The sequence below is a fragment of the Streptomyces sp. NPDC054796 genome, from assembly GCF_053611545.1.
The window spans coordinates 164,117-190,315 of sequence record NZ_JBSHAO010000013.1 but is presented as its reverse complement, the minus strand read 5'-3'; the positions used below and the strand labels follow the sequence as shown (position 1 = coordinate 190,315).

Sequence of the window (26,199 nt, the reverse complement as noted above, 5' to 3'; positions counted from 1 at the left end):
GCGTCGTCCGGGCCGCGGTCCCGCGGCCGGACGACGCATCCAAGAATAAGCCCAGAAGATCACCGGGGTCCGGGGCGACGGGCGCGCACCATGGCGATGCTTGGCTGGTTCCCCAAGGGAAACGAACCATTCGCACGCGCCGACAGTGGCACATGCCCCCGGCCTCAGCCCGCCGTACCCCGCGCACGCGCTCCGGCGCCCCCGAGGGGCCCGGCGTTCACTGCGGCGTATCGGGGTCGCACCGGTTCCGCCGGGAGCCGCCGCCCGTGCTGCCGAGGTCGTCGCCGTGCCCGGACAGGACCAGCCGCCGGGCGACCACCTGGCCTGCGACCTCGCGCAGCGGCAGGCCGTGCCGGAAGGCGTGCGCCCTCAGCCGTAGGAGGGCCTGCTCCGGGGAGATGCCGAGCTGGGCCGTGACCACGCCCGTGGCCTGGTGAAGTTCCGCGTGGTGCAGTAGGGACTCCTCGTCCACATGGCCGACGCCGTGCTCGTCGATTCGGATGGCCCAGTCCACGAGCGGCAGCACGAGCGCCCCCGCGAGGGCCAGCGCGTCGTCCGTCGGCTGGCGTCCCAGGGGCCCTGGGCGGGTCCTGTGGCCGGTGAGGACGCCGACGTTGACGGCGCCGACGCGCAGGGGGAAGGCGAACACGGACCGTACCGTCAGCGCGTCCGCGAGGGGCGGGAGGCCGGGCCAGCGGGCCGGGTCGACGCCGCCGATGTCCTCCACCATGACGCGTACGCCGCCCTTCACGGCCTCCTCGCTGGGCCCCACCCCCAGCGTGAACTGCGCGTCCTCCAGGAGCGCCGCGCGCTCCGTGTCGTACGCGACGGTCTGGGGCCTGCCGACGTCGTCGCACAGGGAGACGGCCAGCCCGTCCAGGCGCAGCGCGCGGGTGAAGGCCGTGAGGGGCAGCCGTGGCGGGTGCGCCCCCGGGGCGGCCAGCACGGCGAGGGCCTCGGCCATGGCAGCGCTGATCACATCAGCCTCCCTCCGTGGCCCGCCCGGCGGAGCCGCTGCCGACGAGCGGAGAGGCCGGGTCCGGGGGCCCGCCCGCCGTCCCCGCCGGTCGGGCCCCCCTCGGCGCGAACGTACCCACCGCCCAGGCCCCCTCTCACGGGGCCGAGCGGGGCCAAGAGGGGCCGGACGGGGCCTTGACGGGCGCGAGGAGCGCTCTTAGCTGCACGGATGGAAGGAGCCGCGGCGACGGGACGGCGCCGCGGCGGTGCGGCGAGCACGTCGCGAGGGTGACGGGGCGGAGGTGGTGCGGGTGACGGGGCGGACGGGGGCCGGTTTTTGCGTAGTTCCCTCCGCGCGGTCTCCCGCACTCCCCCGCCCTCTGGTACGGGACCCCTACGGGCGCGGGGCGCTTACGGGAGAGGTCCCGCCGAGCCGGGAGCCGAGGACGTGCCATGGACAGTTCCGTACACCGTCAGGGCTCCCGGGAGCCGTACTCCGACCCCACCATGGGCGTGCCCGTCACCGTCTCGTGGCGGGGCGAGCCCCGGCACCGGCTGGTGACGATCGGCGACTCGCTGACGCAGGGCTTCCAGAGCGGTGCCGTCTTCCTCACCGACCTGTCCTATCCGGCGCTGATCGCCCGCGAGCTGGGCTGCGCCGACACCTTCCGCTGCCCCTCGTACAACGGGCGGGGCGGCCTGCCCGTCAACATCGAGCTGCTGCTGCGCGACCTGGAGGAGCGCTACGGGCGGGACGTGGACTGGTGGGAGGTCGCCCCTGCGCTCTTCCGGGCCCGAGGCTTCATGGACCGGGTCGAGGACTACTGGGAGCGCGGGCCCGGCACCGCCGTGCCGCACACGACGGCCGTCAACCACAACCTCGCCGTGTTCGGCTGGGACCTGCGGGACGCGCTCGACAAGTCGGCCGACGTGTGCCGCCGCATGATCGAGAAGCCCGCCGACGACGTGGTGCGGCAGGTCGTCGCGAACGCCGGTGAGCGCGCGGCCCTGCGCGTGCTGCCCACCCGCCCCGAGGCGGCCGGCGCCCTGACGCAGCTCGGCGCGGCGGCGCTGCTGGGCGAGGACACGGGCGAGGGCGGCGGCGCGGGCGGCAGGGCGGAGGGCAGGGGCCCCGACCCGGACCACGGCATCGAGACGCTGATCGTGTTCCTGGGCGCCAACAACGCGCTGTCCTCGGTCATCGGACTGCGCGTCGCGTGGAGCGGCGAGGGCTATGACGACCTGGAGCGCAAGAAGGAGTTCACCGTGTGGCGGCCCGAGCACTTCGAGGCCGAGCTGCGGGAGGTCGCGGCGCGCGTCCACGCGGTCAGGGCGCGGCACGTCATCTGGTGCACGGTGCCGCATGTGACGATCGCGCCGATCGCCCGGGGGGTGGCGGGCAAGTCCGAGCCGGGCTCGGCCTACTTCGCGTACTACACCCGCCCGTGGATCAGCGACAGCGACTTCGACGTGCGCCGCGACCCGCATCTGACGGGCGAGGAGGCGCGCGCCGTCGACGCCGCCGTCGACCAGTACAACGACTCCCTCGCCGAGGTGGTCAGGAAGGCCAGGACGGGCGGCAAGGACTGGTATCTGCTGGACACGGCGGGCCTGATGGACCGGCTGGCCTCGCGCCGTTACGCGGAGGACGAGGAGGCCCGCCCCCCGTGGTGGCGCCCGTATCCGCTGCCGCCCGAGGTGCAGGCGCTCGCGCCCGTGCCGAACTCGCACTTCCTCCTGAGCGACGGCCACCACCGCGCCGACGGCGGCCTGTTCTCGCTGGACGGGGTCCATCCGACGACGGTGGGGTACGGGATCCTCGCGCAGGAGCTGATCGACGTGATGCGGCTGGCGGGGGTCGAGTTCCGGGGGCCGCTCGGGAAGGCGGTGCGGCCCGATCCGGTACGGGTGGACTTCGCGCGGCTCGTCCGCCGCGACACCCTCGTCAACCGGCCCCCGGGGAACCTGACGCCGGGCCTGGGCATCGTCGGCTGGGCGGACGAGACCCTGGACCTGGTGCGGCGCGCCCTGACGTTCGACGTGTGAGGGGGCGCGCCGATGACCGGTCCAGCGCCGCGGTCCCCAGGGGAACCGCGGTCCCCAGGGGAACCGCATTCCCGGCGGGAGGGCGGCTTCGCGGGCCCGCCCCCGTTCCCCGAGCCGCCCTCGCCCTCGTCCCGTACGGGCATGGGGGCGCTCCCCTACGAGGGCGGCTGCGCCTTCCGCGTCTGGGCGCCGCACGCGCGGGCCGTCGCCGTCACGGGGACGTTCAGCCGCTGGGCGCTGCCCGGCGTGCCGCTCGCGGCCGAGGCGGGCGGCCACTGGTCGGCCGACGTGCCGGGCGTGACGCGCGGCGACGAGTACCGCTACACGCTCACGGCGCCCGACGGCACGGCCCTGAGCCGCCCCGACCCGTACGCCTCCGCGATGACGGGCTCGCTGGGCAACTCCGTCGTACGGGGCACGGAGTTCGACTGGGCGCGCTGGGAGACCCGGGAGGGGGCCATGGAGGGCGCGCGGGACAGCGACCCGCGCCCGTACCGCACCCCTCCCTGGGACGAACTCGTCGTCTACGAGCTGCACGTGGGCACGTTCAACGACCAGCCGGGCGGCGGCCCGGGGCGGTTCGCCGACGCGATCGAGCGCCTTCCCCACCTGGCGGCGCTGGGCGTGACGGCGATCGAGCTGATGCCGCCCGCCGAGTTCCCGGGCGGCTTCTCGTGGGGCTACAACCCGTCGATGCCGTTCGCCGTGGAGACCGACCTCGGCGGCCCTGACGGGCTCAAGGAACTCGTGGCGCGTGCCCACGGCCTGGGCATCGCGGTGCTCCTGGACGTCGTCTACAACCACCTCGGCCCGGGTGACCTCCACCTGTGGCGGTACGACGGCTGGCACGAGGGGGACGGGGGCGGCGTCTACTTCTACAACGACTGGCGCGCCCGCACCCCCTGGGGCGACACCCGGCCCGATTTCGGGCGCCCAGAGGTGCGCCGGTTCCTGCGCGACAACGCGCTGCACTGGCTGGAGGAGTACCGGATGGACGGCCTGCGCTGGGACGCCACCGCGTACCTGCGCAACGTGCACGGGGGCGGGGGCGACCCGGGGGCCGAACTGGGGGACGGCTGGGCGCTGATGCGCTGGATCAACGACGAGATCGACCGCCGTCAGCCCTGGAAGCTGAGCATCGCCGAGGACCTCCGCGACGATCCCCGCCTCACCACGGGGACACCGCACGGCGCGGGCTTCGACGCGCAGTGGGACGCGGGGTTCGTCCACCCCGTGCGGCGCGCGGTGATCGCGGCCGACGACGCGGAGCGCGACATGCACGCCGTGCGGGCCGCCGTCGAGCACCGCTACGGGGACGACGCGCTACGGCGCGTCGTCTACACGGAGTCGCACGACGAGGTCGCCAACGGGCACGCACGCGTCCCGGAGGAGATCTGGCCGGGCAACGCCGACAGTTGGTGGTCCAAGAAGCGCTCCACACTGGGCGCCGCGCTCGTGCTGACCTCGCCCGGCATCCCGATGCTCTTCCAGGGCCAGGAGTTCCTGGAGGACCGCTGGTTCGACGACCAGGACCCACTGGACTGGTCGCGGGCCGAGCGCTTCGCGGGCATCGTGGCCCTCTACCGCGACCTGATCGCCCTGCGCCGCGACCTGCGGGGCACCACGGCGGGGCTGCGGGGCGGACACGTCACGGTCCACCACGTGAACGACACCGACAAGGTGCTCGCGTACCACCGCTGGCACCACGGCGGCCCCCGGGACAGCACCGTCGTCCTCGCCAACTTCGGTCACCGCGCGTACGGGGACTACGTGATCGGCCTGCCCCGCGAGGGCACCTGGCGGGTCCGCCTCAACACCGACTGGCCCGGCTACGACCCCGCCTTCGCCGGTCACCCCGCGCACGACCTCGCCGCCGGTGCCCGCCCCCGCGACGGCATGCCCTGCTCGGGCGGCACGGGCCTGGGCCCCTACACGGCCGTGGTGCTCTCCCAGGACTGACGACGGGGATCCGAGACCGGGGAGCGGAGGGGGCGCCGTGCCCTGTCCGCGTCCGCCTGCCGGGCGGGCCTCCGGTGTGGGAGGCTGCGCGGGACCGGGCAGAATACGTGCCCCCACAGGGGTGCGCGGAGGAAGCCGCGCATCTTCGCCGATCTCCGCAAACGGAATGCGACTCACCGGCTTTTTCCGGCCTACTTCGGGCGCCTTCAAAGGGGTGCCCGAATAGAGGGGCTTCACGGTGTTATCCGACCCCACCCATGAGGTTCCGCTTAGCGGCTGGCCGAGGGGGCGCCGAGGGCCGGGCCGTATCGTCGCGCGGGGCACTCGGGGCTGTTTTCTCGCAGGTCAAGCGCGAAGCGGTAGGTGCCCGGAGCCGGACTCGAACCGGCACGGCCCGAGGGCCAACGAGGTTTAAGCTCGTCGTGTCTGCATTCCACCATCCGGGCACCGGCTCCTGAGCCGCTTTCGTGCGTGTCCGCGCGCGTGCGGCCCTCCCCAGGGCGCGGGGACGAGCCTATCCAGCGCCGTCCCCCGAATAGCGGAACGACGACTCGATGTTGTCTTATTTTATGGGCAACTGAGGGAGCGTCAGCGGCTCACGCCCCTCTTGAGAGCCCCCCGCCCAGGGGTGTCCGGGGTGCACGGAATGACGGAAAGTCGCCGTTGGCCTGAGTCCGCCCCGGAACGCCGCCCCGCGCCCCGCTCCCGGCGCCGCTCACGACGCCGTTCCCGGCTCCGTCCCCGAGGCCGTACCAAGGCCGTGTCCACTCACGGGTGGACCCTGTATCAGGGTCGCCGTCATACCCAAGGAGGACCGGAGGGCGCCGCACTACCTCGCAAGGCTGTCCCGGAAACGAGCACGGGGGCTGATCCGCCGACGCGGACGAGGCTGGAGGATGAGGGGGTCCCGAAGTTCACACCCGTCCCGACAGGAGCACCCGCCCGTGACGACCACCACCTACGCCGGCGCCACCGCCGCAGCCCGCACCGGAGTGGCGGCAGCCCGCGCCACGGACCTCTCCAAGGTCTACGGACAGGGCGAGACCAAGGTGGTCGCCCTGGACCAGGTCTCCGTCGAGTTCCGCCAGGCCGAGTTCACCGCGATCATGGGCCCCTCGGGCTCCGGCAAGTCGACTCTGATGCACTGCATGGCCGGTCTGGACAGCGTCTCCAGCGGCAGCGCCGTCATCGGCGACACCGAGCTGACGGGCCTCAAGGACAAGAAGCTGACGAAGCTGCGCCGCGACCGCGTCGGCTTCATCTTCCAGGCGTTCAACCTGCTGCCGACCCTCAACGGCCTGGAGAACATCACCCTCCCCATGGACATCGCGGGCCGCAAGCCCGACAAGGAGTGGCTGAACCGCGTCATCGAGACCGTCGGCCTGTCCGGGCGCCTCAAGCACCGGCCCAACGAGCTGTCCGGTGGCCAGCAGCAGCGCGTGGCCGTGGCCCGTGCGCTGGCGAGCAAGCCGGAGATCATCTTCGGCGACGAGCCGACGGGCAACCTGGACTCGCGCTCCGGCGCCGAGGTCCTGGGCTTCCTGCGCAACTCGGTGCGCGAGCTGGGCCAGACCGTCGTCATGGTCACCCACGACCCCGTCGCCGCCTCGTACGCGGACCGCGTCATCTTCCTCGCCGACGGCCGCATCGTCGACGACATGCAGGGGCCGACGGCCGACTCGGTGCTGGAGCGCATGAAGGGTTTTGACGCCAAGGGCCGCACAAGCTGAACGGTTCGTACGCGCTGATCAGGACCGTATGAGCTAAAGCGGTGCGTACGGGCCGGTCAGGACCGTACGGCCCGCGCTCACGCCTCCGCCTCCCGCCCCGCGCCGTGCCCAGGCCGTGGGACTCCACTCCTCAGGACTCACTGACATGTTCCGAACAGCCTTGCGCAACGTCCTCGCGCACAAGGCCAGGCTGCTGATGACCGTGCTCGCCGTCATGCTCGGCGTCGCCTTCGTCTCCGGCACCCTGGTCTTCACCTCGACCATCTCCAACGCCTTCCAGAAGAGCTCCGAAAAGGGCTACAGCGACGTCGACCTCGCCATACAGCCCGACAAGGGCGGCCAGAGCGCGAGCGACCCCGGCGGCGCTCCCAAGCTGGACCAGCGCACCCTCGACGCGGCCAAGGCGCTGCCCGGCACCTCCACGGTCACCGGGTCCGTCTCCGGCTTCGCCGCGCTGGCCGACAAGGACGGCAAGCTCGTCGGCGAGGGCTGGGACTCCAAGGGCGCCAACTACTTCGCCGGGGGCACCGGCAAGGGCGGCCAGGACGGCAAGGACACCGACGCGCGCTATCCGATGAAGAGCGGCCACGCCCCGCGTAAGGCCGGTGAGGTCGCGCTCGACACCAAGACCGCCGAGCGCGGGGGTTACGAGGTCGGCGACACCGCCCGCCTCTCCGTCAACGGCCCGGTCACCGAGGAGAAGGTCACCGGCATCTTCACCACGGACGACGGCCAGGTCGCCGCGGGCGGCACGCTGGTCCTCTTCGACACGGCCACCGCGCAGAAGCTGTTCGCTCAGCCGGGGCAGTACGACCAGATCACGCTGAAGGCCGCCGCCGGCACCACGCAGGCCGAGCTGAAGGCCCAGGCCGACAAGATCCTCCCGGCGCAGGCCAAGGCCGTCACCGGACAGAAGCTCGCCGACGACGAGTCGGAGACGATCAAGCAGAGCATGAGCGGCATGCAGACCGCGCTGCTGGTCTTCGCCGGTATCGCGCTGTTCGTCGGCATCTTCATCATCGCCAACACCTTCACCATGCTCGTCGCGCAGCGCACCAAGGAACTGGCGCTGATGCGCGCGGTCGGCGCCAGCCGCCGCCAGGTCACCAGGTCCGTGCTGATCGAGGCGATCGTGGTGGGCGTCATCGCCGCCGCCGCCGGGCTCGCCGCGGGCATCGGGATCGGCGCCGGGCTGCGCTCCCTGATGGGCACCTTCGGCACCACCATGCCGGACGGACCGCTCGTCGTCTCGGTCAGCGCCGTCGTCACCTCGCTGATCACCGGCGTCCTGGTGACCGTCCTCGCCGCCTGGCTGCCCGCGCGCCGCGCCGCGAAGATCCCGCCGGTCGCCGCCATGAGCAGCGTGCACGCCGCCGCGACGACCCGCTCGCTGGTCGTGCGCAACACCATCGGGGCACTCCTCGCGGGCGGTGGCGCGGCCCTCGTGCTCTACGCCTCGGGCCTGGACAGCGCGGACGACGGCAAGCTGCCGATGGGCGCGGGCGCGGCACTGCTGCTGATCGGCGTGTTCGTGCTGACGCCGCTGCTCTCGCGCCCGCTGATCGCCGCCGCGGCGCCCGTGCTGCGCATCTTCGGCGTCTCCGGGAAGCTGGCGCGGCAGAACTCCGTACGCAACCCGCGCCGCACCGCGGCCACCGCCTCGGCCCTGATGATCGGCCTCACGCTGATCACCGGCATGACGGTGATCGCGGGCAGCGTCCAGAAGGGCATCGACAAGATGGCCACGGCCGCCATCGAGGCCGACTACACCGTCAGCATGGCCAACTTCACGCCGCTCTCGCCGGACGTGGAGAAGAAGCTCGCCACGGACGGCCAGGTCACCGCCAGCAGCCCCATGCGGAACTCCCCCGCGCGCGTCGGCGACTCGACGGAGTACCTGACGGGCGTCAAGGGCGAGACCATCGGCAAGCTCACCAACCTGGACTTCACGTCCGGAGGCTGGGGCGGCCTCAGCGGCGACAAGGTCGTCGTGGACAAGGCGACCGCGAAGTCTCATAACTGGAAGCCCGGCTCGACGTTCCCCGTCACCTACGAGGACGGCAAGAAGGGCGAGCTGACCGTCTCGGGTGTCTACGAGGGCAACGAGATGGTCAAGGGCATCATGATCGACACCGCCACCCTCACCCCGCACATGGAGCGGGTCGGCGACATGCAGGTCATGGTCAAGACGAAGGACGGCGCGAGCGACAAGGTCAAGTCCTCGCTGGAGAAGACCCTCGGCAACAACCCGGCGGTCCTCGTCCAGGACAAGAAGGACCTGTCCGACTCCATCGCGCAGGTCTTCACGCTGATGCTGAACATGCTCTACGGGCTGCTGGCCATGGCCGTCATCGTCGCCGTGCTCGGCGTGATCAACACCCTCGCGATGTCGGTCTTCGAACGCTCGCAGGAGATCGGCATGCTGCGCGCGATCGGCCTCGACCGACGCGGCATCAAGCGGATGGTGCGCCTGGAGTCGCTGGTCATCTCCCTCTTCGGCGGGGTGCTCGGCATCGGGCTCGGCGTCTTCTTCGGCTGGGCCGCGGGCGAGCTGATCGCCTCGTCCCTGGCGACGTACGAGCTGGTGCTGCCCTGGGGCCGTATGGGCCTCTTCATCGCCCTGGCCGCCGTCGTGGGCGTCCTGGCGGCGCTGTGGCCCGCACGCCGGGCCGCGCGGCTCAACATGCTCTCGGCAATCAAGAGCGAGTAGGCGCCCGAGCGAGCGCTGTCCGGGGCCCGGCCCCTCCGTCCTACGGGGCGGGGGGGCCGGGCCCCGCTGATTCTGTGCCGCTTCACGCCTGGGCGGGGCCCCTGCGCGGGGCGGTGCGCCGTTTCCGGGTGCGGTCCGGTGGCCTGCGGCCAGGCAGCCGAACACGGCGCCCCGCCACCCCACTGCGTGCTGCGGCACAGAAAATCAGCGCGGGACCCTACGGCACCCACCACACCGGACAACCGTCCCGCGCGACACCCCCGGCGAAGAGGGCGCCACGGAACGCCGAACAGCCCAGCGCAGCGTCACCGCCCCGTGAGGGCTACGCGCCGGGCGTCAGGTCCTGTGGGCCGGCCACGCGGCCCCCGTCGGCCAGCCAGGTGCGGGCGCGCAGGGGCAGGCCCGCGTGCCCTGTGGCGTCCCCGCTGTCCGGGGTGCGGACCGCGAGGACCTGGTTGACGCCGATGCGGTTGCGTTCGAAGGCGAGCGCGGACGCGGCCATGTAGAGCCGCCACACCCGCGCCCTGCCCGGCGAGGTGAGCCGGGCCGCGCGCGGGAAGTCGGACTCCAGGTTGGCGACCCAGGCGCGCAGCGTGCGCGCGTAGTGCTCGCGGATGGACTCCAGGTCCCGCACCTCGAAGCCCGCGTCCTCCAGCAGCCCCACGGTCCGCCCGACGGGCGCCAGCTCACCGTCGGGGAAGACGTACGCGTCGATGAACTCGTCCACCGAGTACGCCTCTTCGTCCCGCAGCGGGCGGCGCGCGATCTGGTGGTTGAGGAGGCGCCCTCCGGGCTTGAGGAGCGCGTACAGGTCGTCCGCGTACTCCCGGTAGCGGGCCGCGCCCACGTGCTCGGCCATGCCGACGGAGGCGATCGCGTCGTAGGGCCCGTCGCGCACCTCGCGGTAGTCCTGGACGCGGACCTCCACCCGGTCCGTCAGCCCCGCCTCGGCGATCCGCTTGCGGGCGAACGTGGCCTGCTCCTGGGAGAGCGTGACGCCCACGGCCCGCACCCCGTACTCGCGCGCCGCGTGCAGCACCAGCGAGCCCCAGCCGCAGCCGACGTCCAGCAGCCGCTGCCCCTCGGACAGCGCCAGCTTGCGGCAGATCAGGTCGAGCTTGTCGTGCTGGGCGCCCTCCAGGGTGCCGCCGTCCTCCCAGTAGGCGCACGAGTAGACCATGCTCGGGCCGAGGACGAGGGAGTAGAAGTCGTTGCCGACGTCGTAGTGGTGGCTGATGGCCTTGCGGTCGCGGCCGAGGGTGTGCCGTATGCCGACGCGGCGGCGGGCCTCCTCGCGGGGCGGCGGGGGCGGCGGCCAGGGGCCGGCGAGGGAGAGCAGCTCGCGCGCCGCCTCCCGTACGGCGGGGTCGCGGGCCAGGTCGAGCAGACCGCGGCTCTCGTCGCCGTCCTCGCCCTTCTCCCAGATCAGCTCGGCGAGCAGGTCCAGCGCCTCGTACAGGTCGCCGTCGACGTCGATCTCACCGGCGACCCAGGCGCGGGCCAGGCCCAGCTCGCCCGGCCGCCACAGGATGCGGCGCAGCGCTCGGGGGTGCCTGATGTGGAGGGTGGGTGCGCCCGGTGGCCCTGCCTCGCTGCGGTCCCAGGCGCGGATACGTACCGGGAGCGGGGATCCCAGCACTCTCTCTGCGACTGCGGTGAGCCGCGAAGCGGCGTCGGCCATGGCGCACACCTCCGTAAGGAGCGAGTTTTCCACCACCCTGACGGGTGGTTTCTTTGACCACGTAAACACCAACGGCACCAGGGCGCATGCCCGTTGCCAGGCAAAAACATGGTCATCTCCAACCATGACCGGTCTTCGACCCTCATCTTCGGTCCCCCGCCTCGCCTCTCACCCCTCCTCCGGGCACGCCGAAGGGGCGTGAGCCCCACGGATGGCTCACGCCCCTTCGGCGTATTCGTGTCGCGGCGGGCGGGGCCGGTACGGCCCCGGGCGCCCGGCGGACGTCAGGCACCCGGCGCCAGGCGCCCGGCGTCAGACACCCGCGTCAGATACCGCTACGGACGGCGTCGGACGGCGTCGGACGGGGTTCAGCTCGCCTTGGCCTTCTCGGCCGTGTCGGCCTTGCCCGCGCTCGCCGTGCCCTCGGCCTTCTTGGTGGCACCCTCCGCCTTGGCCGCTGAGGCGGCGGCCGTCACGGGCGCGGCCGCCTCGTAGAACTCCTCGCGCGGGTGCTCCATCGCACCGAGCGAGACGACCTCGCGCTTGAGGAACATGCCGAGGGTCCAGTCGGCGAAGACCCGGATCTTACGGTTCCACGTCGGCACCGCCATGCCGTGGTACGCGCGGTGCATGTACCAGGCCAGGCGCCCCTTGAGCTTGATCTTCGTCTTGCCGACGACGATCATCGCGACGCCCTTGTGCAGGCCCAGACCGGCGACGGCGCCCTTGTTGGCGTGCTTGTAGTCGCCCTGCGGGAAGCCCCGCATGCCCGAGATGACGTTGTCGCCGAGCACCTTCGCCTGCCGCAGCGCGTGCTGCGCGTTGGGCGGGCAGAAGGCGACCTCCTTGTCGGAGGCCAGGTCGGGGACCTGGGCGTTGTCGCCCGCGGCCCACACGTAGTCGGTGCCCTTGACCTGCATGGTCGCGTCGACGTCGACGTGGCCCTTGGGGCCCAGCGGGATGCCGAAGCGCGCCAGCGCCGGGTTCGGCTTCACACCGGCCGTCCACACGATGGTGTTGGAGTCGACCTCCAGGCCGTTCTTCAGCACCACGTGGCCGTCCACGCAGGAGTCCATCGAGGTGTTGAGGTAGATCTCGATGCCGCGGTTCTTCAGGTGCTCCAGGCCGTACTCACCGAGCTTCGGGCCGACCTCGGGGAGGATGAACGGCGCCGCGTCCACCAGCACGAAGCGCATGTCCTCGCGCTTGATGTTGGGGTAGTACTTCGCGGCGTCGCGTGCCATGTCCTCGACCTCGCCGATGGTCTCCGCACCCGCGAAGCCACCGCCGACGAAGACGAAGGTCAGCGCCCTGCGGCGGACCTCCTCGTCGGTGGTCGAGTCGGCCTTGTCGAGCTGCTCCAGCACGTGGTTCCGCAGGCCGATGGCCTCCTCGACGCCCTTCATGCCGATGCCGTTCTCGGCGAGACCGGGGATCGGGAAGGTGCGCGAGACCGCGCCCATCGCGACAACGAGGTAGTCAAAGGGCAGGTCGTACGCCTCGCCGACCAGCGGGGCGATGGTTGCGACCTTACGGTCCTGGTCGATGGTCGTGACGCGGCCGGTGAGGACCTCCGCCTTCGGCAGCACGCGTCGCAGCGGCACCACGACGTGGCGCGGGGAGATGCTGCCTGCGGCGGCTTCGGGGAGGAAGGGCTGGTACGTCATGTACGAGCGCGGGTCGACGACGGTGACGGTCGCCTCGCCGTACCGCATCTTCTTGAGGATGCGCCGTGCTGCGTACAAACCGACGTACCCGCCACCTACTACGAGGATTCGGGGACGCTCCGTGGTGCTCATGGAATCGAGTATCCACCTCACCCCGGGGGTGACCTCGTGAGGGCCTTCACAAGCATCGGGAGGGGTTCTGCTACACTCCGCCGCCCTCGTGATCGAGCCCACAGAACCGCGGGGGAACCACTTCACCTCACGAGGCGTTGAGGGCCGCCGTGAACTGCGCTTATCGCGGCGGGCAGCGTGTGGACCAGTCGCCCCGCGCGGCTCCGCGTAACCCGGCGGCAACAGAGCCGTTTCCGGCCCCGGAGCGCCGAGTGGGTACTTATCCGGCCCTTACGGCGACGATCAGGCCCCGACGAGGCACTTTTCCATGTGAAGAAATTCACGAAGGTTCCTGGGCGCGACGCGCGGCGGGCCCCTCGGGGCGGTGTGCCTGTCTATCAAGAGAGAGACGCCCTGCTCAAGTGAGGCCCTTGGCGGGGCCTGCCCCGGCACGCGCGGACGACTCGGCATAGCGGGCGAAAGCGAGCGAACCGTGTCGCGCCATGCGGTGACGACGGCCGAATCCCCGCGAATGCGGTGTGACCCGCGGAAGCGGCAATCTAGAATGCCCGAAAACGTCAATGATCATTGACCAGGAGCCCTCCATGCCGACGCCAGAGCAAACCAGGGCACGTTTCGAAGCCATAAGCCCTGAACTCGCACCGTACGCGACTCGGACAATTCCGAGGCGGTTCGATCCTGAGCGCCCAATAAATCAAGCGTACCTACGCAGTCGGCACCAGGACGGCTCCCTGAGGCATGCAAAGGAGGTGGCGATAGAACAATCCGACGCCGCATTCTTCGAGCATATGTCAGGAATCCATCAGAATGGAGGAGTTTCCTATCAAGGGTACGGGGAAATACCGTACTCCCCGCAGGTGCGTGCGGAATTTCCAGAAATCCAGTCCTTTCTTGAGCGGCCCGATCAGAACAGTTCCCACGACCGCAACTCGAACCCCCGGTCCGCCGTCAAGTTGCTGATGGACACGGGCGCCACACAGGTGGAGATATACACCGACCCCTCGGAGTCGGACGACATGCGGGACCAGCGGGTCGCGCAGATCGTGGACGCGGTGACCCAGGTGGAGCGCGCGGGCTTCACCATGCCCTCTCCGATGCAGTTCTACCTCCCCAAATACGCCAGGAACATCCAGGTTCCCAGCCTGCATACGGAGAACACATGGAATTCCTTCGCCGAGTTCTATGCCCCGAACAGAATCATGCTCTCCCCCGAGCTTCTCCGCACGGTCCCACCGGCGAACGCACCCCGGTCGATCGCGGTGAACATCAACAACCCGTCCGCGGCCATCGTGCACGAGATAGGACATTGCCTGCACTTCACGCAGTCCCCGAAGTCCTACAGCGACCTGTTCCACACCAGGTTCCCCCAGCAACACCAGCACACCGCCGCCGGAGTGAGCGAATACGGCGCGAGGAACCCGCACGAGTACGTCGCCGAGACGTTCACCGCCATCACCTACAACGCCGCGGTCCCAAGGGGCCAACAAGATCTGTACCGAGCGCTCGGTGGCCCCCTCGTGCCCCGTCAGACGCCCGCGCCCACGGTAGGACGCACGCTCGCCCACACCTCGGACCGGTCCTTCCCGGACCAGCACAGCGAAAGGGCCGCCATGGCGAGAATGCCGCCCACAGGCGACAGCTACCGGTACTCGTCGGGAAGCTCCCGGTCGTACGCCCAGCCGGACCCGTCGAGCTGGGACAGGCGGCGAGCCGACGTGGAGCGCGGCAGCCGGGGGCACGGACATCGCGGGAGGCGGTGAGGGGGACGGCGCCCGCTGACTCCGTGACGCTCGTCGGGCTGGAGCGGGGGCGTCTTCGTGCGTTCCCCTCAGTGCTCGCCCGATGTATCGGCGGCGCGCAGCTCGGAAAGGTAGCGCTGGTAGAGCGGTCCAGCGACGTGAGCGGCCCGCGCCGGGCTCGGCGCGTACTGCTCGATCATGTGGTGCGCCGCCGCCTTGAGGTGCGCCGCCCACGCGAGCGCATGCTGTTGCGCGGAGCGCCCGCACTCCTGCGGCTCACCAGGCAGGCAGACCGGCAGTTGCTCGGGGCTGACCTTGTTGACCGCGTGCCGGATGTGTCCGGCGATGCTCGCCCACTGTTCCTCGGTCCTGTACGAGGCGCCCTCGACGAACCATTTGCCGAAGTCGTCCCCGTGATCGTCCATGTGTGTCACTCCCGCGGCTCTCGGCTATCCGGCTGCGGCGATCGTAGCCACGTCCGGCTCGTCCGCGGCGAGCTTCGGGTCACACGGCCGGGTCTGGACGCTGGGCACACAGGGCCCGCAGGGTCCGCACATCGGCAGGAACTGCGGGGGCGTGCACCGCTGTGCCCCCGCGCCGTGCACGGCCTTGATACCGGCCAGGACGGCGGCCGTCCGCGTACTGCCCCAGATGTCGGCCAGGGGCCGGTCGTGGACGTTGCCGATGGTCAGGAAGCGGCCGAGCACACACGGCGACACGGAGCCGTCGGGGAGAATGGCGCACTTCCCCTGTGCGCAGTGTCCGCACAGGTCGTCGACCGCGGGAGCGGCACCGCGGCTTCCCCGCCCGAACGCCCGGGTCCTGTCCCGGCCGACCTCCGGTACGCCGAGGTCGACGAGATCGTTCGCCGCCTGCCGCGCCCGCTGTCCCTGCCGGACGGCGACCACGCCGCCGCGCAGCGGTATACCAAGGGCGAGCGCCCGCTCGATATTCGCCCGAGTCCGCTCGTGCGACCCCCGCACCCGTGTCACCTGATCGTGATCGGTCGCCTCGTCCGAGTAATACGACGTCGCGAGCTTGACGCCGCAGTCCATGAACGTCGTCCACAGCTCCTCTTGTACGTGGGTGAGGTTCGAGAAGACCTCGACCTCGATACCCACTCGGTGCGTGTGCCTGATCAGCTCAGCCAGGTCCGGGTGCATCGTGGGTTCACCGCCGATGAACTGCACGTCCTTGGTACCCATGTCGGCGAGTTCGCCAATGACGCGGCACCAGTCGGCGAGGATCATCGTGCCGTGGGTGCCCTGCGGTGAGCTGTCCGCATAGCAGTGGTCACAGGTCAGGTTGCACAGACCGGTGACCTCCAGCCAGGCGAACGCGAGCGGGTTCGACGTCGCGTGCATGTGTCCTCCTTTTGAAGCCGCGTCGAGCGGCGGCCCCCGCACCGCAGGTTGAGCGGCCAGGAGTGCGGGGCCTCATCCGCGGGTGCCGATGCGGCGTGACGTCCTGCAAGTCCACTGCCATTTCGGGGCGAACGGCTCGTTCACGACCGGACGTTCAGGCGGACTTTTCACTCGGCGTGCTTGGGCGTGTGGCTACGGTGAAGTCCGAAGGGCGGGGCAGGCTCGCGGAGGGAGCGGTGAGCGATGACAGGTGAGCCGGGGATTCGGCTGGCAACATTGCGGCGCGCTGCCGGGTACACGCAGTCAGCCTTCGTGGCCGCCTTCGGCCGCGAGGCGGAACAGCTTGGCGTCGATGCCTCAATTTGCGTGCGCCAGTTACGCCGCTGGGAACGCAAGTGCCCGCCCCCACTGCCTCACCCGGGGCAGCAAACAGTGCTGGAAGCGATGTTCGGCGTGCCGCTCACCGAGATGGGGTTCGTCGTACCAGCCCCTCGGGTGACGGATGACACCCGGGTCAGCCACGCTGAGGCTGTGAAACGAAGGACGTTCCTCACGGACGCCGGGGCCCTCACAGCGGAAACCGCGCTCCCCGCCGAGCGAGGGCACAGAATCGGCACCCGCGATGTCGGCCGGTTACGGGAACACCTCAGCAGTCTGTACCGCACCGACCACACCGCAGGCAGCGCTCCGGCCCAAATGCGTGCTGAGCGCATGGAGTCAGCGCTCACGCGAGTGCTGAGCACCGGTACCTATACCTCGCGTGTAGGCCGCGACCTGCACGGGATGCTCTCCGAACTGCACAGCCTGCAAGCCTGGTTCGGATACGACGGCGCGCCAGTCGAAAGGGCACGCCGATCCGCTGTCGAAGCCCTCACTTCCGCGCAGCTCACCGGTGACCCGCTGCTGCATATCTCGGCACTGGAATCGTTCATCCTGCTTTCGGTCAAGGCTGGCCGCACGTGGGAGGCTGCGAGCGCTGTCGAGTACGCCTACAGCCTCGCGGACGCGGCACACGCGGGCCCGACCGTCCGTCTGGTCATCGCGCTGCGTGAGGCGAACGTGGCGACCCATGCCGGTGACCTCACCGCCGTACGGCGTGCGCTCAGCCGGGGCGTGTCCTGCCTTGGCCGGATGGACTCCGACACCGAAGTTCCCGTGTGGGCACGCTTCGCGGGGCTCAGCGAGATCAACTACGCGACGGCCAGCATGTACCTCCGTGCCCAGCAGCCGCAACGCGCCATTCCCTTCCTCCGGTCAACGGTGTCGGAACTGGACAGCCGCTACTCACGCAACACGGCCTGGTACCGCGCCAAACTGGCGGGCGTCTTGCTGCGAGCTGGTGAAATCGAAGAAGCCTGCGCCGAGATGGACGCCGTACTCGACACCTGCGACGGCATCACCTCCGACCGGCTCACCCGTCGTATGCGTTCCTTCGCGCTCAGCGCGGAGCGGGCCAGCACGTCGGCGGCGCGGGACTGCGCGGACCGCGTTCACGAGACGGTAGCGACGACAGCGGGGAGCAGTGGGGAATGAGTCGTTCGGACACCATCATGGTGGAAGCACTCGACGGCACGGGTGCGACCCAGTCGGAGGACGCCTTCGCGCTCGTCTACGCCGAGGTCTTCGCCGAGCCGCCATACGAGGAGACGGCCGAGGAGGTCGCATCCGCTTTCCGCCGCTTCCGCTCCCAGGCGCGCAAGCGGACGTTTCGCGGCGCGCTCGCCCGCACCACCGACGGCGAGCCGGTCGGTATGGCGTACGGCTATCCGCTCAGCTCGCGCACCGGCTGGTGGGACCGGGTGGAGCCGCGCGTCTCGGCGGAGATGCGGCGCGAGGACGGGCACCGCACGTTCGGACTCATGGAGATGGCCGTACGTGCCCCGTGGCGCCGTCTGGGCGTCGCCCGTCGGCTGCACGAGGCGCTGCTCGCCGGAGGGGATGAGGAGCGGGCGCTGCTGAACGTCCATCCGGAGAGCGAGGCCGCGCAAGCGGCGTACCGCGCGTGGGGCTATCGCAGGATCGGCGAGGCATGCCCCTGGGAGGGGGCCGCTCTCCATGACGTCATGGTCCTCGACCTCCGCGGTCACGACCCGAGTCCCTAGAAGGCGGCGGGCGGCCCCCGCGGACTACGCCAGGCTCCAGGCGATTCCGTCCAAAATGTCGTGTTCGCTCACCACGACCTCCTCCGCGCCGATGCGCTCCATCACCGCGAGCAGCACCAGCGCGCCCGCGTTGATGACGTCGACGCGGCCCGGGTGCATCACCGGGATGGCGGCGCGGGCCTCGTGGGTGGCGGAGAGGAGGCGGCCGGTGATCTCGCGGGCGCGGGCGTAGCTCAGGCGGGAGTGGTGGATCGCCGCTGAGTCGTAGGAGTCCAGGCCGAGGGCGATGGCCGCCAGTGTGGTGACCGTGCCCGCGAGGCCGACGAGGGTGCGGGCCTCCGTCAGGGGGACCGTCTGCGCCGCCTCGTCCAGTGCCGCGGCGATGTCGTCCCGTATGGCCCGGATCTGATCCGGCGTCGGGGTCTCGGTGATCTCGCCGTCGTGGGTCAGATGACGCTCCGTCATGCGGACGCAGCCCACATCGACGCTGCGCGCGGCCCGTACGGACGTGTCGCCCACGACGAACTCCGTGGAGCCGCCGCCGATGTCCACCACCAGGAAGGGCCGTTCCAGGTCGGCGCGGCCCGTCAGTTCCTTCGTCGCGCCCGTGAAGGAGAACTGCGCCTCCTGGTCGCCCGTGATGACCTCGGGCTCGACGCCGAGGATGTCCACGACGCCGCGCACGAACTCGTCGCGGTTCTCCGCGTCCCGCGAGGCGGAGGTGGCCACGAAGCGCAGCCGCTCGGTGGGCACGCCCCGCTCGCGGATGGCCTTCGCGTAGGCCCGGCACGCCGCGAAGGTGCGCTCCAGCGCCTCGGGCGCCAGCCTGCCCGTGCGGTCCACTCCCTGGCCGAGGCGGACGATCTCCATCCGCCGGTCCAGGTCCGTCAGTTCGCCGGTCTCCGGGTCCAGGTCCGCGATGAGCAGGCGGATCGAGTTCGTACCGCAGTCGATCGCGGCGACACGGGTCGTACCGCTCATTCGGCGGCTCCTTCGGAAGCGGGGCTGGCGGCGGAGGAGGAAGCGGAGGGGGCGGCGCACGTGCCCGCGCAGGGGCCCTTGCGCCACCACTCCGGCAGCATCGCCAGCGCCTCGTCGCCCAGCGGGTTCACGCCGGGACCCGCCACCAGCGCGTGGGCGACGAGCACGTGCAGGCACTTCACCCGGTCGGGCATGCCGCCCGCGCTGGGGAAGCCCTCCAGCACCTCGATGGCGTCGCGCCGCGCGAGGTAGTCCTCGTGCGCCGCGCGGTAGGCGGCGGCCAGCTCCGGGTCCTCGCCGAGCCGGTCCGTCATCTCCTTCATCACGCCGTTCGCCTCCAGCGTGCCGATGGCGGAGTTCGCCCTCGGACACGTCAGGTAGTACGTCGTGGGGAAGGGGGTGCCGTCCTCCAGGCGCGGGGCCGTCTCGACGACGTCGGGCAGGCCGCACGGGCAGCGGTGCGCGATGGCGCGCAGGCCGCGCGGCGGGCGGCCGAGCTGCTCCTTGAAGGCTTCGACGTCCGCCTCCGTGGGCGGGGTGGGGTCTGTCTGCGGCGGGGGCGTGTCCATCGGCGTCTTTCGGTGTCTTTCTGCGTACGTACGAGCCGGGCTCGGCAGCGGGTCAGGCGGGGGGCTCAGCGGCTCTCGTCGGCCGTGTCCACGCCGTCCCAGAGGTTCTGGTACCAGGGGCGGTCGGCGGGGCGCTGATCGGTGGGGCGCTCGGCGTCGGCCGTGCCGTCGACGACGGTGTAGCCGGTCTCGCCGGGGCGGACGAAGTGGAGGTGCAGCCGTGCCTGCTGCTCGACGTAGGCCGGGTCGCTCCAGCGCGCCCGCTCCTCGCGCAGCTTCCGCACCTGCTCGCGCGCCTGCTCGGCCTGACGGCGCTGCTCGGCGATCTCGGAGCGCTGCGACACGTACTGGCGCATCGGATACGCCAGCGCGACGACCAGGGAGCAGACGACCAGCGCCAGCAGCGCGGCGCGCCCCGTGAGGCGGTGCCTGCGCGGGGCACGGACGCGGCGGCTCTGGGCGCGGTAGACCCGTTCGGCGGCCTGCGAGCCGAGCTGCGAGCCGAGCGCCCTGAGTCTGGTCGCGGTGGAGAAGCGGTCCGCGGGCACGATCCTCCCCAGTGTCCCTGTCCTGTCCCGGTGCCGAGGTGCGGCTTGCGGTGCGGCGCGAGATGCCCCGGCGCCGAAGTGTTCCGCGGCGCCGGGGCAAAGCCGTCCCCGCCACCGTACGGGAACGGTGGCGGGGACGTGGGCAACTGTGGCCCGTCACGCGGGGCCCGTCGTGCGGGAGCCGCCGGTGCGGGCTCCCGCACGCGGGTGTGTCAGCCCTTGAAGCGCGGGAAGGCGGAGCGGCCCGCGTACACGGCGGCGTCGTCCAGGATCTCCTCGATGCGCAGGAGCTGGTTGTACTTGGCGACGCGCTCGGAGCGGGCCGGGGCGCCGGTCTTGATCTGGCCGCAGTTGGTGGCGACGGCGAGGTCGGCGATGGTGACGTCCTCGGTCTCGCCGGAGCGGTGGGACATCATGCACTTGAAGCCGTTGCGCTGGGCAAGCTCGACGGCGTCCAGGGTCTCGGTCAGCGAGCCGATCTGGTTGACCTTGACCAGCAGCGCGTTGGCGGCCTTGTCGTCGATGCCGCGGGCGAGGCGCTCGGGGTTGGTGACGAACAGGTCGTCGCCGACGAGCTGGACCTTGTCACCGAGCTGCTCGGTGATGGTCTGCCAGCCGTCCCAGTCGTCCTCGTACAGCGGGTCCTCGATGGAGACCAGCGGGTAGGCGTCGACCAGCTCGCCGTAGTACGCGCTCATCTCGGCGGCCGTGCGGGACTGGCCCTCGAAGGCGTAGGAGCCGTCCTTGTAGAACTCGGAGGCGGCGACGTCCAGGGCGAGGGCGATGTCCTGGCCCGGGGTGTAGCCCGCCTTCTGGATGGCCTCGATGATCAGGTCCAGGGCCTCGCGGTTGGAGCCCAGGTTGGGCGCGAAGCCGCCCTCGTCGCCCAGGCCTGTGGCGAGGCCGCGCTCCTTGAGGACGCCCTTGAGCGCGTGGTAGGTCTCGGCGCCCCAGCGCAGGGCCTCGGAGAAGGACTCCGCGCCGATCGGGGCGATCATGAACTCCTGGATGTCGACGTTCGAGTCCGCGTGGGACCCGCCGTTCAGGATGTTCATCATCGGGACGGGCAGCATGTGCGCGTTCGGGCCGCCGAGGTAGCGGAAGAGCGGCAGGTCGCTGGCCTCGGAGGCGGCGTGCGCGACGGCGAGCGAGACGCCGAGGATGGCGTTGGCGCCGAGCGAGGACTTGTCGGCGGTGGCGTCCAGGTCGAACATCGCCTGGTCGATCAGGCGCTGCTCGGTGGCGTCATAGCCCACCAGCTCCGGGCCGATCTGCTCGATGACGGCGAGGACGGCCTTCTCGACGCCCTTGCCGCCGTAACGGGCCGTGTCACCGTCGCGGAGCTCAAGGGCCTCGAAGGCGCCGGTCGAGGCGCCGGACGGAACGGCAGCACGACCCGTGCTGCCGTCGTCGAGGCCGACCTCGACCTCGACCGTGGGGTTGCCTCGCGAGTCGAGGATCTCGCGGGCTACGACGACGTCGATGGACGGCACGAGGATCTCCTTCGTCTGTGTCTGGCTTTCTGCACCCAGAGCCTAACCGGCCCGGACCCGTAACCCGGCCGACCACTCGTGTCGTAGGACCGAACGATGAGTGAAGACGCAGCTCAGAGGGGTCGCGGGCCGGAGAGAAGCGGGGCGCGCTTTTTGTTCCGGTGATGAAGAAACGGCTCCGCCCCGGCGCGGAGGGGTGCGCCGGGGCGGACGGAGGGGCGGACGGAGGGGCGTACGGAGGGGCGTACGGAGGGCTACGGGGCAGGGGTCCAGGTCAGAGCTTCAGTTCCTGGCCGGGGAGGATCAGGTCGGGGTCGGAGCCGACGACGTCACGGTTGCGGTCGTAGAGCGCGTCCCAGCCGCCCCGCACCTTGTGCTCGGAGGCGATGGCGGACAGGGACTCGCCGGAGCGGACCCGGTGCCCCTCGTCCCCGTCTGCCTCCTCGGCGCCGTCCCGGCCGTGCTTGCCCCGTGAGGCCCGCTCGTCGTCCTCGCCGTCGCGCCGGTCAGGGGTGCCCCTGTGCTTGCCGGTGCCTTCGGTGGCGCCTCCGGCGCCGGTTCCGGTGCCCGGGGTGGTCCCGGAGGGGGCCTCCGGCGAGGCGGAGTCGTCGTCCTCGTCCTCGCTGGGCGACGGGGACGGTGACGGGGAGGAGGACGCGTCGCCGGAGCCGTCGGACTTCTCCGAGTCCGAGGAGTCCGAGGAGTCCGAGGAGTCGTCGGGCTTCTTCTCGGAGCCGGACGAGTCCGTCTCGTCCGACCCGTCCGACGGACCGGGGTACGGGCGCTCGGGCACGGGCTCCGTCGCGTCGCCGGAGTCGCCCGAGCCGTCGTCGTCGCCCGGGTTCACGTCGGGCTTCTCGGTGGAGTCCTCCGTCAGGCCGCCGTTCACCGAGCAGCTCGGCCACGCGTCGGGCCCCTGGTCGTCGAGGATCTTCTCCGCCACCGATATCTGCTGGCTCCGGCTGGCGAGGTCGGGGCGCTCGGCGTAGTCGGTGCCGCCGTAGTCCTCCCATGTGTCCATGGTCAACTGGAGGCCGCCGTAGTACCCGTTGCCCTTGTCGGCGCTCCACAGGCCGCCGCTCTCGCACTCGGCGACGCGGTCCCAGGTGGCGGTGTCCGCCGCGTGCGCCCCCGTCGCGCCGAGCAGCGGCAGGGCGATGCCCGCCCCGGTCACGCCCGCGGCGACGAACAGGGCTGGTGCCTGGCGAGGGCGACGGTGTCGGCCGTTCCCGGAACGCATAGTGATCTCAGTGACCTCTCGTTGGGACACAGGAGTGAGCCTCGGGTGCTTCGGGGGCCTCGGGACTGAAGCTCCGGATCGAGACTCGGAAGTTGGCGCCCGAACGTAGCCTCGAATCACGGGCATCACAAGCCAATGTCGCGCAGATCACGCCGGGGTCACGCCGGTGACTGCCCGTCACTTTCCGCCGGGCGCCCCCGGTTCGTCTCCGGCGTGAACTCGACGGGCAGCGTGCGCAGTCCGCGCATGATGAGTCCGCCGCGCCAGCGCAGCTCGGCCGGATCCGCGGCCAGCCGCAGGTCGGGCAGGCGGCGCAGCAGCGTGGCGAGGGCGGTCTGCCCCTCCAGCCGCGCGAGGGGGGCGCCCAGGCAGTAGTGGATGCCGTGCCCGTAGCCCAGGTGCTGGTTGTCGCGGCGCTCCAGGTCCAGCACGTCGGGCCCGGCGAACTTCTCGGGGTCGCGGTCGGCCGCCGCCAGCACCACCAGGACGGGGTCGCCCTCGGCCACGCGCTGCCCGCCGAGCGTCAGCGGCTCGGTCGCGAAGCGCCACGTCGCCAGCTCGACGGGGCCGTCGTAGCGCAGCAGTTCCTCGACCGCTCCGGCCAGCAGCGCCTCGCCCGCCTCGTCACCCTCCGCGACGGCCCGCTGGAGGCGTGCGCGCTGCTCAGGGTGGCGCAGCAGCGCGTAGGTGCCGTTGCCGATGAGGTTGACGGTGGTCTCGAAGCCCGCGAAGAGGAGGATGAACGCCATGGCCGCCACCTCGTTCTCGGTGAGGTGCTCGCCGTGGTCACTGGCGCGGATGAGGCCCGAGATGAGGTCGTCCGAACCGGAACCGGAACCGGAACCGGAACCGGTCCCGGGCCCGGCCTCGCCGCCCTCGCCTTCGCGCTGACGCAGTTCCTCGCGCTTGCGGTGGATCAGCTCCGCGAGATAGCCGCGCATCTTCTTCACCGCGCGGCCCACCCCGCCGCGCGGGCTGCCCGGCTGATGGATCATCATGCCCGCCCAGGACCGGAAGTCGTCCTGGTCCTCGGCCGGTACGCCGAGCAGGTCACAGATCGCGTAGATGGGCAGCGGGAACGCGAACTCGTGGATCAGGTCCGCCTCGCCACGCCGGGCGAAGCCGTCGATGAGCTGGTCCGTCAGCTCCTGCACGCGCGGCGCGAACCGCGCCACCCTGCGCGGCGTGAACGCCTTCGAGACGAGGCGGCGCAGCCGCGTGTGGTCGGGCGGGTCGATGTTGAGCAGGTGCGTCATGAGCCCCGCGCCGCGCTCCCCCGGGATGCCGACCTTGCCCTTGCCGTGCGCGCCGCGCTGGCTGTGGTGGCCGGGGTTCTTGCTGAGCCGCTGGTCGGCGAGGGCCTGCCGCGCGTCGGCGTAACGGGTGACCAGCCACGCCTCCACCCCGCTCGGCAGCTCCGTCCTGCGTACGGGCGCGTGCTCGCGGAGCCAGGCGTACGCGGGGTACGGGTCGGCCGCGAACTCCCAGTCGAACAGCGCGGGCATGGGCGCGTGCTCGCGCGCGGGGGCGGGGGCGGGATCGGGAGCGGGGTGGGCGGCGGCCGGGCAGGCGGGGGCGCCGGCCTGGCCGGGGCGGCCTGTCGGACCGGCGGGCTCGGGGGAGGTGGTCTGGTCGTGCACCCCTCGACGGTATCGGGGCGCGGTGGGTGCCCGTGCCCGTCCCGCGAGGGCTACGGGGCGCTACGGGGTCACGGCTGACGGCGGCCCGTCCAGGCGCTCGTCCAGCCTCGTCAGCCAGCCGGTGGCGATGAGGTACTGGCCCAGCACGTACCCCGCCATGATCAGCACCTCCTGGGACGGGAACTCCAGACCCGCGGCCTGGAGCCCGATCAGCAGGTCCGAGCCGAGGAACGCGGCGGCTCCCGCGCCCACCCTGCCCCCGACGCCGAAGGCGGCGGCTCCCATGGCCGCGAGGGCGAGGCTGTAGCCCGCGACGGGGAGCCGCAGGGCCGGATCGAGGGTGGGCGCGAGCGCCGCGTTGGCCACGGCCCAGGCGGCGAGGGCGCCCAGCGCGGGGCGTGGCCGTGCCCGTATGCCGCGCACCGCGCCCAGGTCGCGCGCCATGCCCACCGTGTAGCTGACCTGGGTACCGAGGAAGGCGGCCATGCCCGTCAGGAAGGCGGCCTCGTGCTCGTCGAAGAGCAGCGCGGTGTCCCCGGCGGCCGCGAAGGCGAGCCCCGTGACGAGGGCCTTCGGCACGGGCTTCGTCGCGTCCTCGCGTCTGCTCAGCGTGTGGGCCGCGAGCGCGGGCATCAGCAGCGGTTTGGCCGCGCGACGGGGTCCGCGCGCCGCGCGGGACGTGGCCAGCAGGTCGAGCGCCGAGAGGGCGCCGTACGCGACGAGCGCGCCGCGTCCGTGGCCGTCGGGGCGGGCGAGGCGCGCGGCGGCGCGCACGAGCCCCTGTACGCCGGGGGCGGGACGGGTGCCGGTGCCTATGTCTGTGCGTGCGCCTGCGCCTGCGCCGCTGCTGGGGCCGAGCCCGAGCCCCGTAAGGGCTGCCGAGAGCGCGGTACGTGTACGCCGTGCGCGGAACGGCTTCGCGATGATCGCCATCCGGGCAGTCTCACCAGCACCGCTGACGGGGTCAACGGTGCGCAGCCCGGACCTCCGCACCGGGAAGGGGCAAGGCGACCTGGGCGCGCGGGTGCGCTGCCACGCGACGACGAACCCCGTCGCGTTCGCGCCCGGACGGGCCGGGCGGGGCCGAACAGGCCCGCTCAGGGGCCCCGGCCACCGGCAGAAGCGCCCGGCCCCGGTCAGCGGTCAAGGGCGCACCGCACCAAGGCCGGCGCGCGCCAAGGGGCCGACCGTGGCCGGAGGCGTCAGGCGTCAGGCGTCACGTGCGGCCCGGCCCTCCGCTGCCGAAGCCGCCGCTGCTGCCCTCGCTCCACTTGGGCGCCTCGTCGTCCTCGGCGGGCCTGCTGCCCGTGTTGCCGTACTCCTTCAGCTCGTGCGGGAGCAGCCGACCGCCGTCGCGGGGGATCTCGTCGGGCTCGCGGCGCCCGCTCTCGTAGACCACCGGCTCGTCGGGGTGGGGCGGAACGGGGCCCGAGGGGCGGGAGTCGCCCCGGCTGCGCAGCCTGATCCCGTACGCCACCGCCAGAATCAGCGCGACGACGACCACGAGACCGACGGCGAAGGGCGCGATACCGACGAGCAGGTCCCGGGCGACGGCGAGCTGGACATACGACGTATTCATGGGTCCCGAGTGCCCACTGTCGGACACTTATGCGCGCCACCCTTCCCCGCCCCTCCAATGGC

Annotated in this window: 20 protein-coding genes and 1 tRNA gene; 7 read left to right on the top strand and 14 right to left on the bottom strand. The window is 71.6% G+C overall.

Translation table 11 applies throughout. From position 1 onward, the window contains the following. Window positions 1–217: 217 nt before the first annotated feature. Entirely contained in the window at window positions 218–979 is a 762-nt protein-coding gene (locus ACWGJ2_RS14160; RefSeq protein ID WP_453346328.1) for a GAF and ANTAR domain-containing protein, read from the bottom strand. Between the two features lie 431 nt (window positions 980–1,410). On the opposite strand from ACWGJ2_RS14160, the gene ACWGJ2_RS14155 reads away from it, so the two are divergent. Beyond that, complete coding sequence (locus tag ACWGJ2_RS14155) at window positions 1,411–3,003, top strand: hypothetical protein (RefSeq protein ID WP_453346327.1); 1,593 nt, start codon at window positions 1,411–1,413, stop codon at window positions 3,001–3,003. 141 nt (window positions 3,004–3,144) lie between these two features. Next, complete coding sequence (locus ACWGJ2_RS14150; protein WP_453346326.1) at window positions 3,145–4,962, top strand: alpha-amylase family glycosyl hydrolase; 1,818 nt, start codon at window positions 3,145–3,147, stop codon at window positions 4,960–4,962. 364 nt (window positions 4,963–5,326) lie between these two features. Here the strand turns inward: ACWGJ2_RS14150 and ACWGJ2_RS14145 are convergent. Continuing rightward, a tRNA-Leu gene (locus ACWGJ2_RS14145) sits at window positions 5,327–5,408 on the bottom strand. A gap of 450 nt (window positions 5,409–5,858) precedes the next feature. Between ACWGJ2_RS14145 and ACWGJ2_RS14140 the strand changes: the two genes are divergently transcribed. Together ACWGJ2_RS14140 and ACWGJ2_RS14135 are read left to right on the top strand one after the other, a co-directional pair. Next, a complete protein-coding gene (locus ACWGJ2_RS14140; protein ID WP_453346325.1) occupies window positions 5,859–6,692 on the top strand; it encodes an ABC transporter ATP-binding protein in 834 nt (277 codons plus the stop codon). Between the two features lie 145 nt (window positions 6,693–6,837). Then, a complete protein-coding gene (locus ACWGJ2_RS14135; protein ID WP_453346324.1) occupies window positions 6,838–9,402 on the top strand; it encodes an ABC transporter permease in 2,565 nt (854 codons plus the stop codon). Window positions 9,403–9,724: 322 nt separating this feature from the next. On the opposite strand, the gene ACWGJ2_RS14130 is transcribed toward ACWGJ2_RS14135, so the two are convergent. Then, complete coding sequence (locus ACWGJ2_RS14130) at window positions 9,725–11,083, bottom strand: class I SAM-dependent methyltransferase (protein WP_453346323.1); 1,359 nt, start codon at window positions 11,081–11,083, stop codon at window positions 9,725–9,727. 368 nt (window positions 11,084–11,451) lie between these two features. Further along, window positions 11,452–12,882: an NAD(P)/FAD-dependent oxidoreductase gene (locus ACWGJ2_RS14125; RefSeq protein ID WP_453346322.1), complete on the bottom strand. Its 1,431-nt coding sequence runs from the start codon at window positions 12,880–12,882 to the stop codon at window positions 11,452–11,454. A gap of 959 nt (window positions 12,883–13,841) precedes the next feature. Here ACWGJ2_RS14125 and ACWGJ2_RS14120 point away from each other — a divergent pair. Then, complete coding sequence (locus tag ACWGJ2_RS14120) at window positions 13,842–14,642, top strand: hypothetical protein (RefSeq protein WP_453346321.1); 801 nt, start codon at window positions 13,842–13,844, stop codon at window positions 14,640–14,642. 68 nt (window positions 14,643–14,710) lie between these two features. On the opposite strand, the gene ACWGJ2_RS14115 is transcribed toward ACWGJ2_RS14120, so the two are convergent. Next, complete coding sequence (locus tag ACWGJ2_RS14115) at window positions 14,711–15,046, bottom strand: hypothetical protein (RefSeq protein WP_453346320.1); 336 nt, start codon at window positions 15,044–15,046, stop codon at window positions 14,711–14,713. A 24-nt stretch (window positions 15,047–15,070) separates the two neighbouring features. Then, window positions 15,071–15,985, bottom strand: a complete 915-nt coding sequence (locus ACWGJ2_RS14110; RefSeq protein ID WP_453346319.1) for a radical SAM protein — start codon at window positions 15,983–15,985, stop codon at window positions 15,071–15,073. 243 nt (window positions 15,986–16,228) lie between these two features. On the opposite strand from ACWGJ2_RS14110, the gene ACWGJ2_RS14105 reads away from it, so the two are divergent. Both ACWGJ2_RS14105 and ACWGJ2_RS14100 read left to right on the top strand, forming a co-directional pair. Further along, window positions 16,229–17,518, top strand: a complete 1,290-nt coding sequence (locus ACWGJ2_RS14105; protein WP_453346318.1) for a hypothetical protein — start codon at window positions 16,229–16,231, stop codon at window positions 17,516–17,518. Beyond that, window positions 17,515–18,087 carry a GNAT family N-acetyltransferase gene (locus ACWGJ2_RS14100; RefSeq protein WP_453346317.1) on the top strand — a complete coding sequence of 191 codons (573 nt, stop codon included), beginning with the start codon at window positions 17,515–17,517 and terminating at the stop codon, window positions 18,085–18,087. The genes ACWGJ2_RS14105 and ACWGJ2_RS14100 overlap by 4 nt, the downstream gene beginning before the upstream one ends. A gap of 24 nt (window positions 18,088–18,111) precedes the next feature. Here ACWGJ2_RS14100 and ACWGJ2_RS14095 read toward each other — a convergent pair whose 3' ends face one another. The 8 genes from ACWGJ2_RS14095 to ACWGJ2_RS14060 all read right to left on the bottom strand — a co-directional run bounded on the left by ACWGJ2_RS14095 (window position 18,112) and on the right by ACWGJ2_RS14060 (window position 26,137). Beyond that, complete coding sequence (locus tag ACWGJ2_RS14095) at window positions 18,112–19,068, bottom strand: Ppx/GppA phosphatase family protein (protein WP_453346316.1); 957 nt, start codon at window positions 19,066–19,068, stop codon at window positions 18,112–18,114. After that, entirely contained in the window at window positions 19,065–19,637 is a 573-nt protein-coding gene (locus tag ACWGJ2_RS14090) for a DUF501 domain-containing protein (protein WP_453346315.1), read from the bottom strand. The genes ACWGJ2_RS14095 and ACWGJ2_RS14090 overlap by 4 nt, the downstream gene beginning before the upstream one ends. 65 nt (window positions 19,638–19,702) lie before the next feature. Then, entirely contained in the window at window positions 19,703–20,185 is a 483-nt protein-coding gene (locus ACWGJ2_RS14085; RefSeq protein ID WP_453346314.1) for an FtsB family cell division protein, read from the bottom strand. Between the two features lie 212 nt (window positions 20,186–20,397). Continuing rightward, complete coding sequence (eno, locus tag ACWGJ2_RS14080; RefSeq protein ID WP_453346313.1) at window positions 20,398–21,678, bottom strand: phosphopyruvate hydratase; 1,281 nt, start codon at window positions 21,676–21,678, stop codon at window positions 20,398–20,400. A gap of 274 nt (window positions 21,679–21,952) precedes the next feature. Further along, window positions 21,953–22,918 (bottom strand): LysM peptidoglycan-binding domain-containing protein, encoded by a 966-nt coding sequence (locus ACWGJ2_RS14075; RefSeq protein WP_453346312.1) that lies wholly within the window; start codon window positions 22,916–22,918, stop codon window positions 21,953–21,955. Window positions 22,919–23,076: 158 nt separating this feature from the next. Next, window positions 23,077–24,423, bottom strand: coding sequence for a cytochrome P450 family protein (locus ACWGJ2_RS14070; RefSeq protein WP_453346341.1), 1,347 nt, complete (start codon window positions 24,421–24,423; stop codon window positions 23,077–23,079). A gap of 195 nt (window positions 24,424–24,618) precedes the next feature. Continuing rightward, complete coding sequence (locus ACWGJ2_RS14065) at window positions 24,619–25,491, bottom strand: lysoplasmalogenase family protein (RefSeq protein ID WP_453346311.1); 873 nt, start codon at window positions 25,489–25,491, stop codon at window positions 24,619–24,621. A gap of 283 nt (window positions 25,492–25,774) precedes the next feature. Continuing rightward, window positions 25,775–26,137 carry a DUF6479 family protein gene (locus ACWGJ2_RS14060; RefSeq protein ID WP_453346310.1) on the bottom strand — a complete coding sequence of 121 codons (363 nt, stop codon included), beginning with the start codon at window positions 26,135–26,137 and terminating at the stop codon, window positions 25,775–25,777. Between the last annotated feature and the right edge of the window lie 62 nt (window positions 26,138–26,199).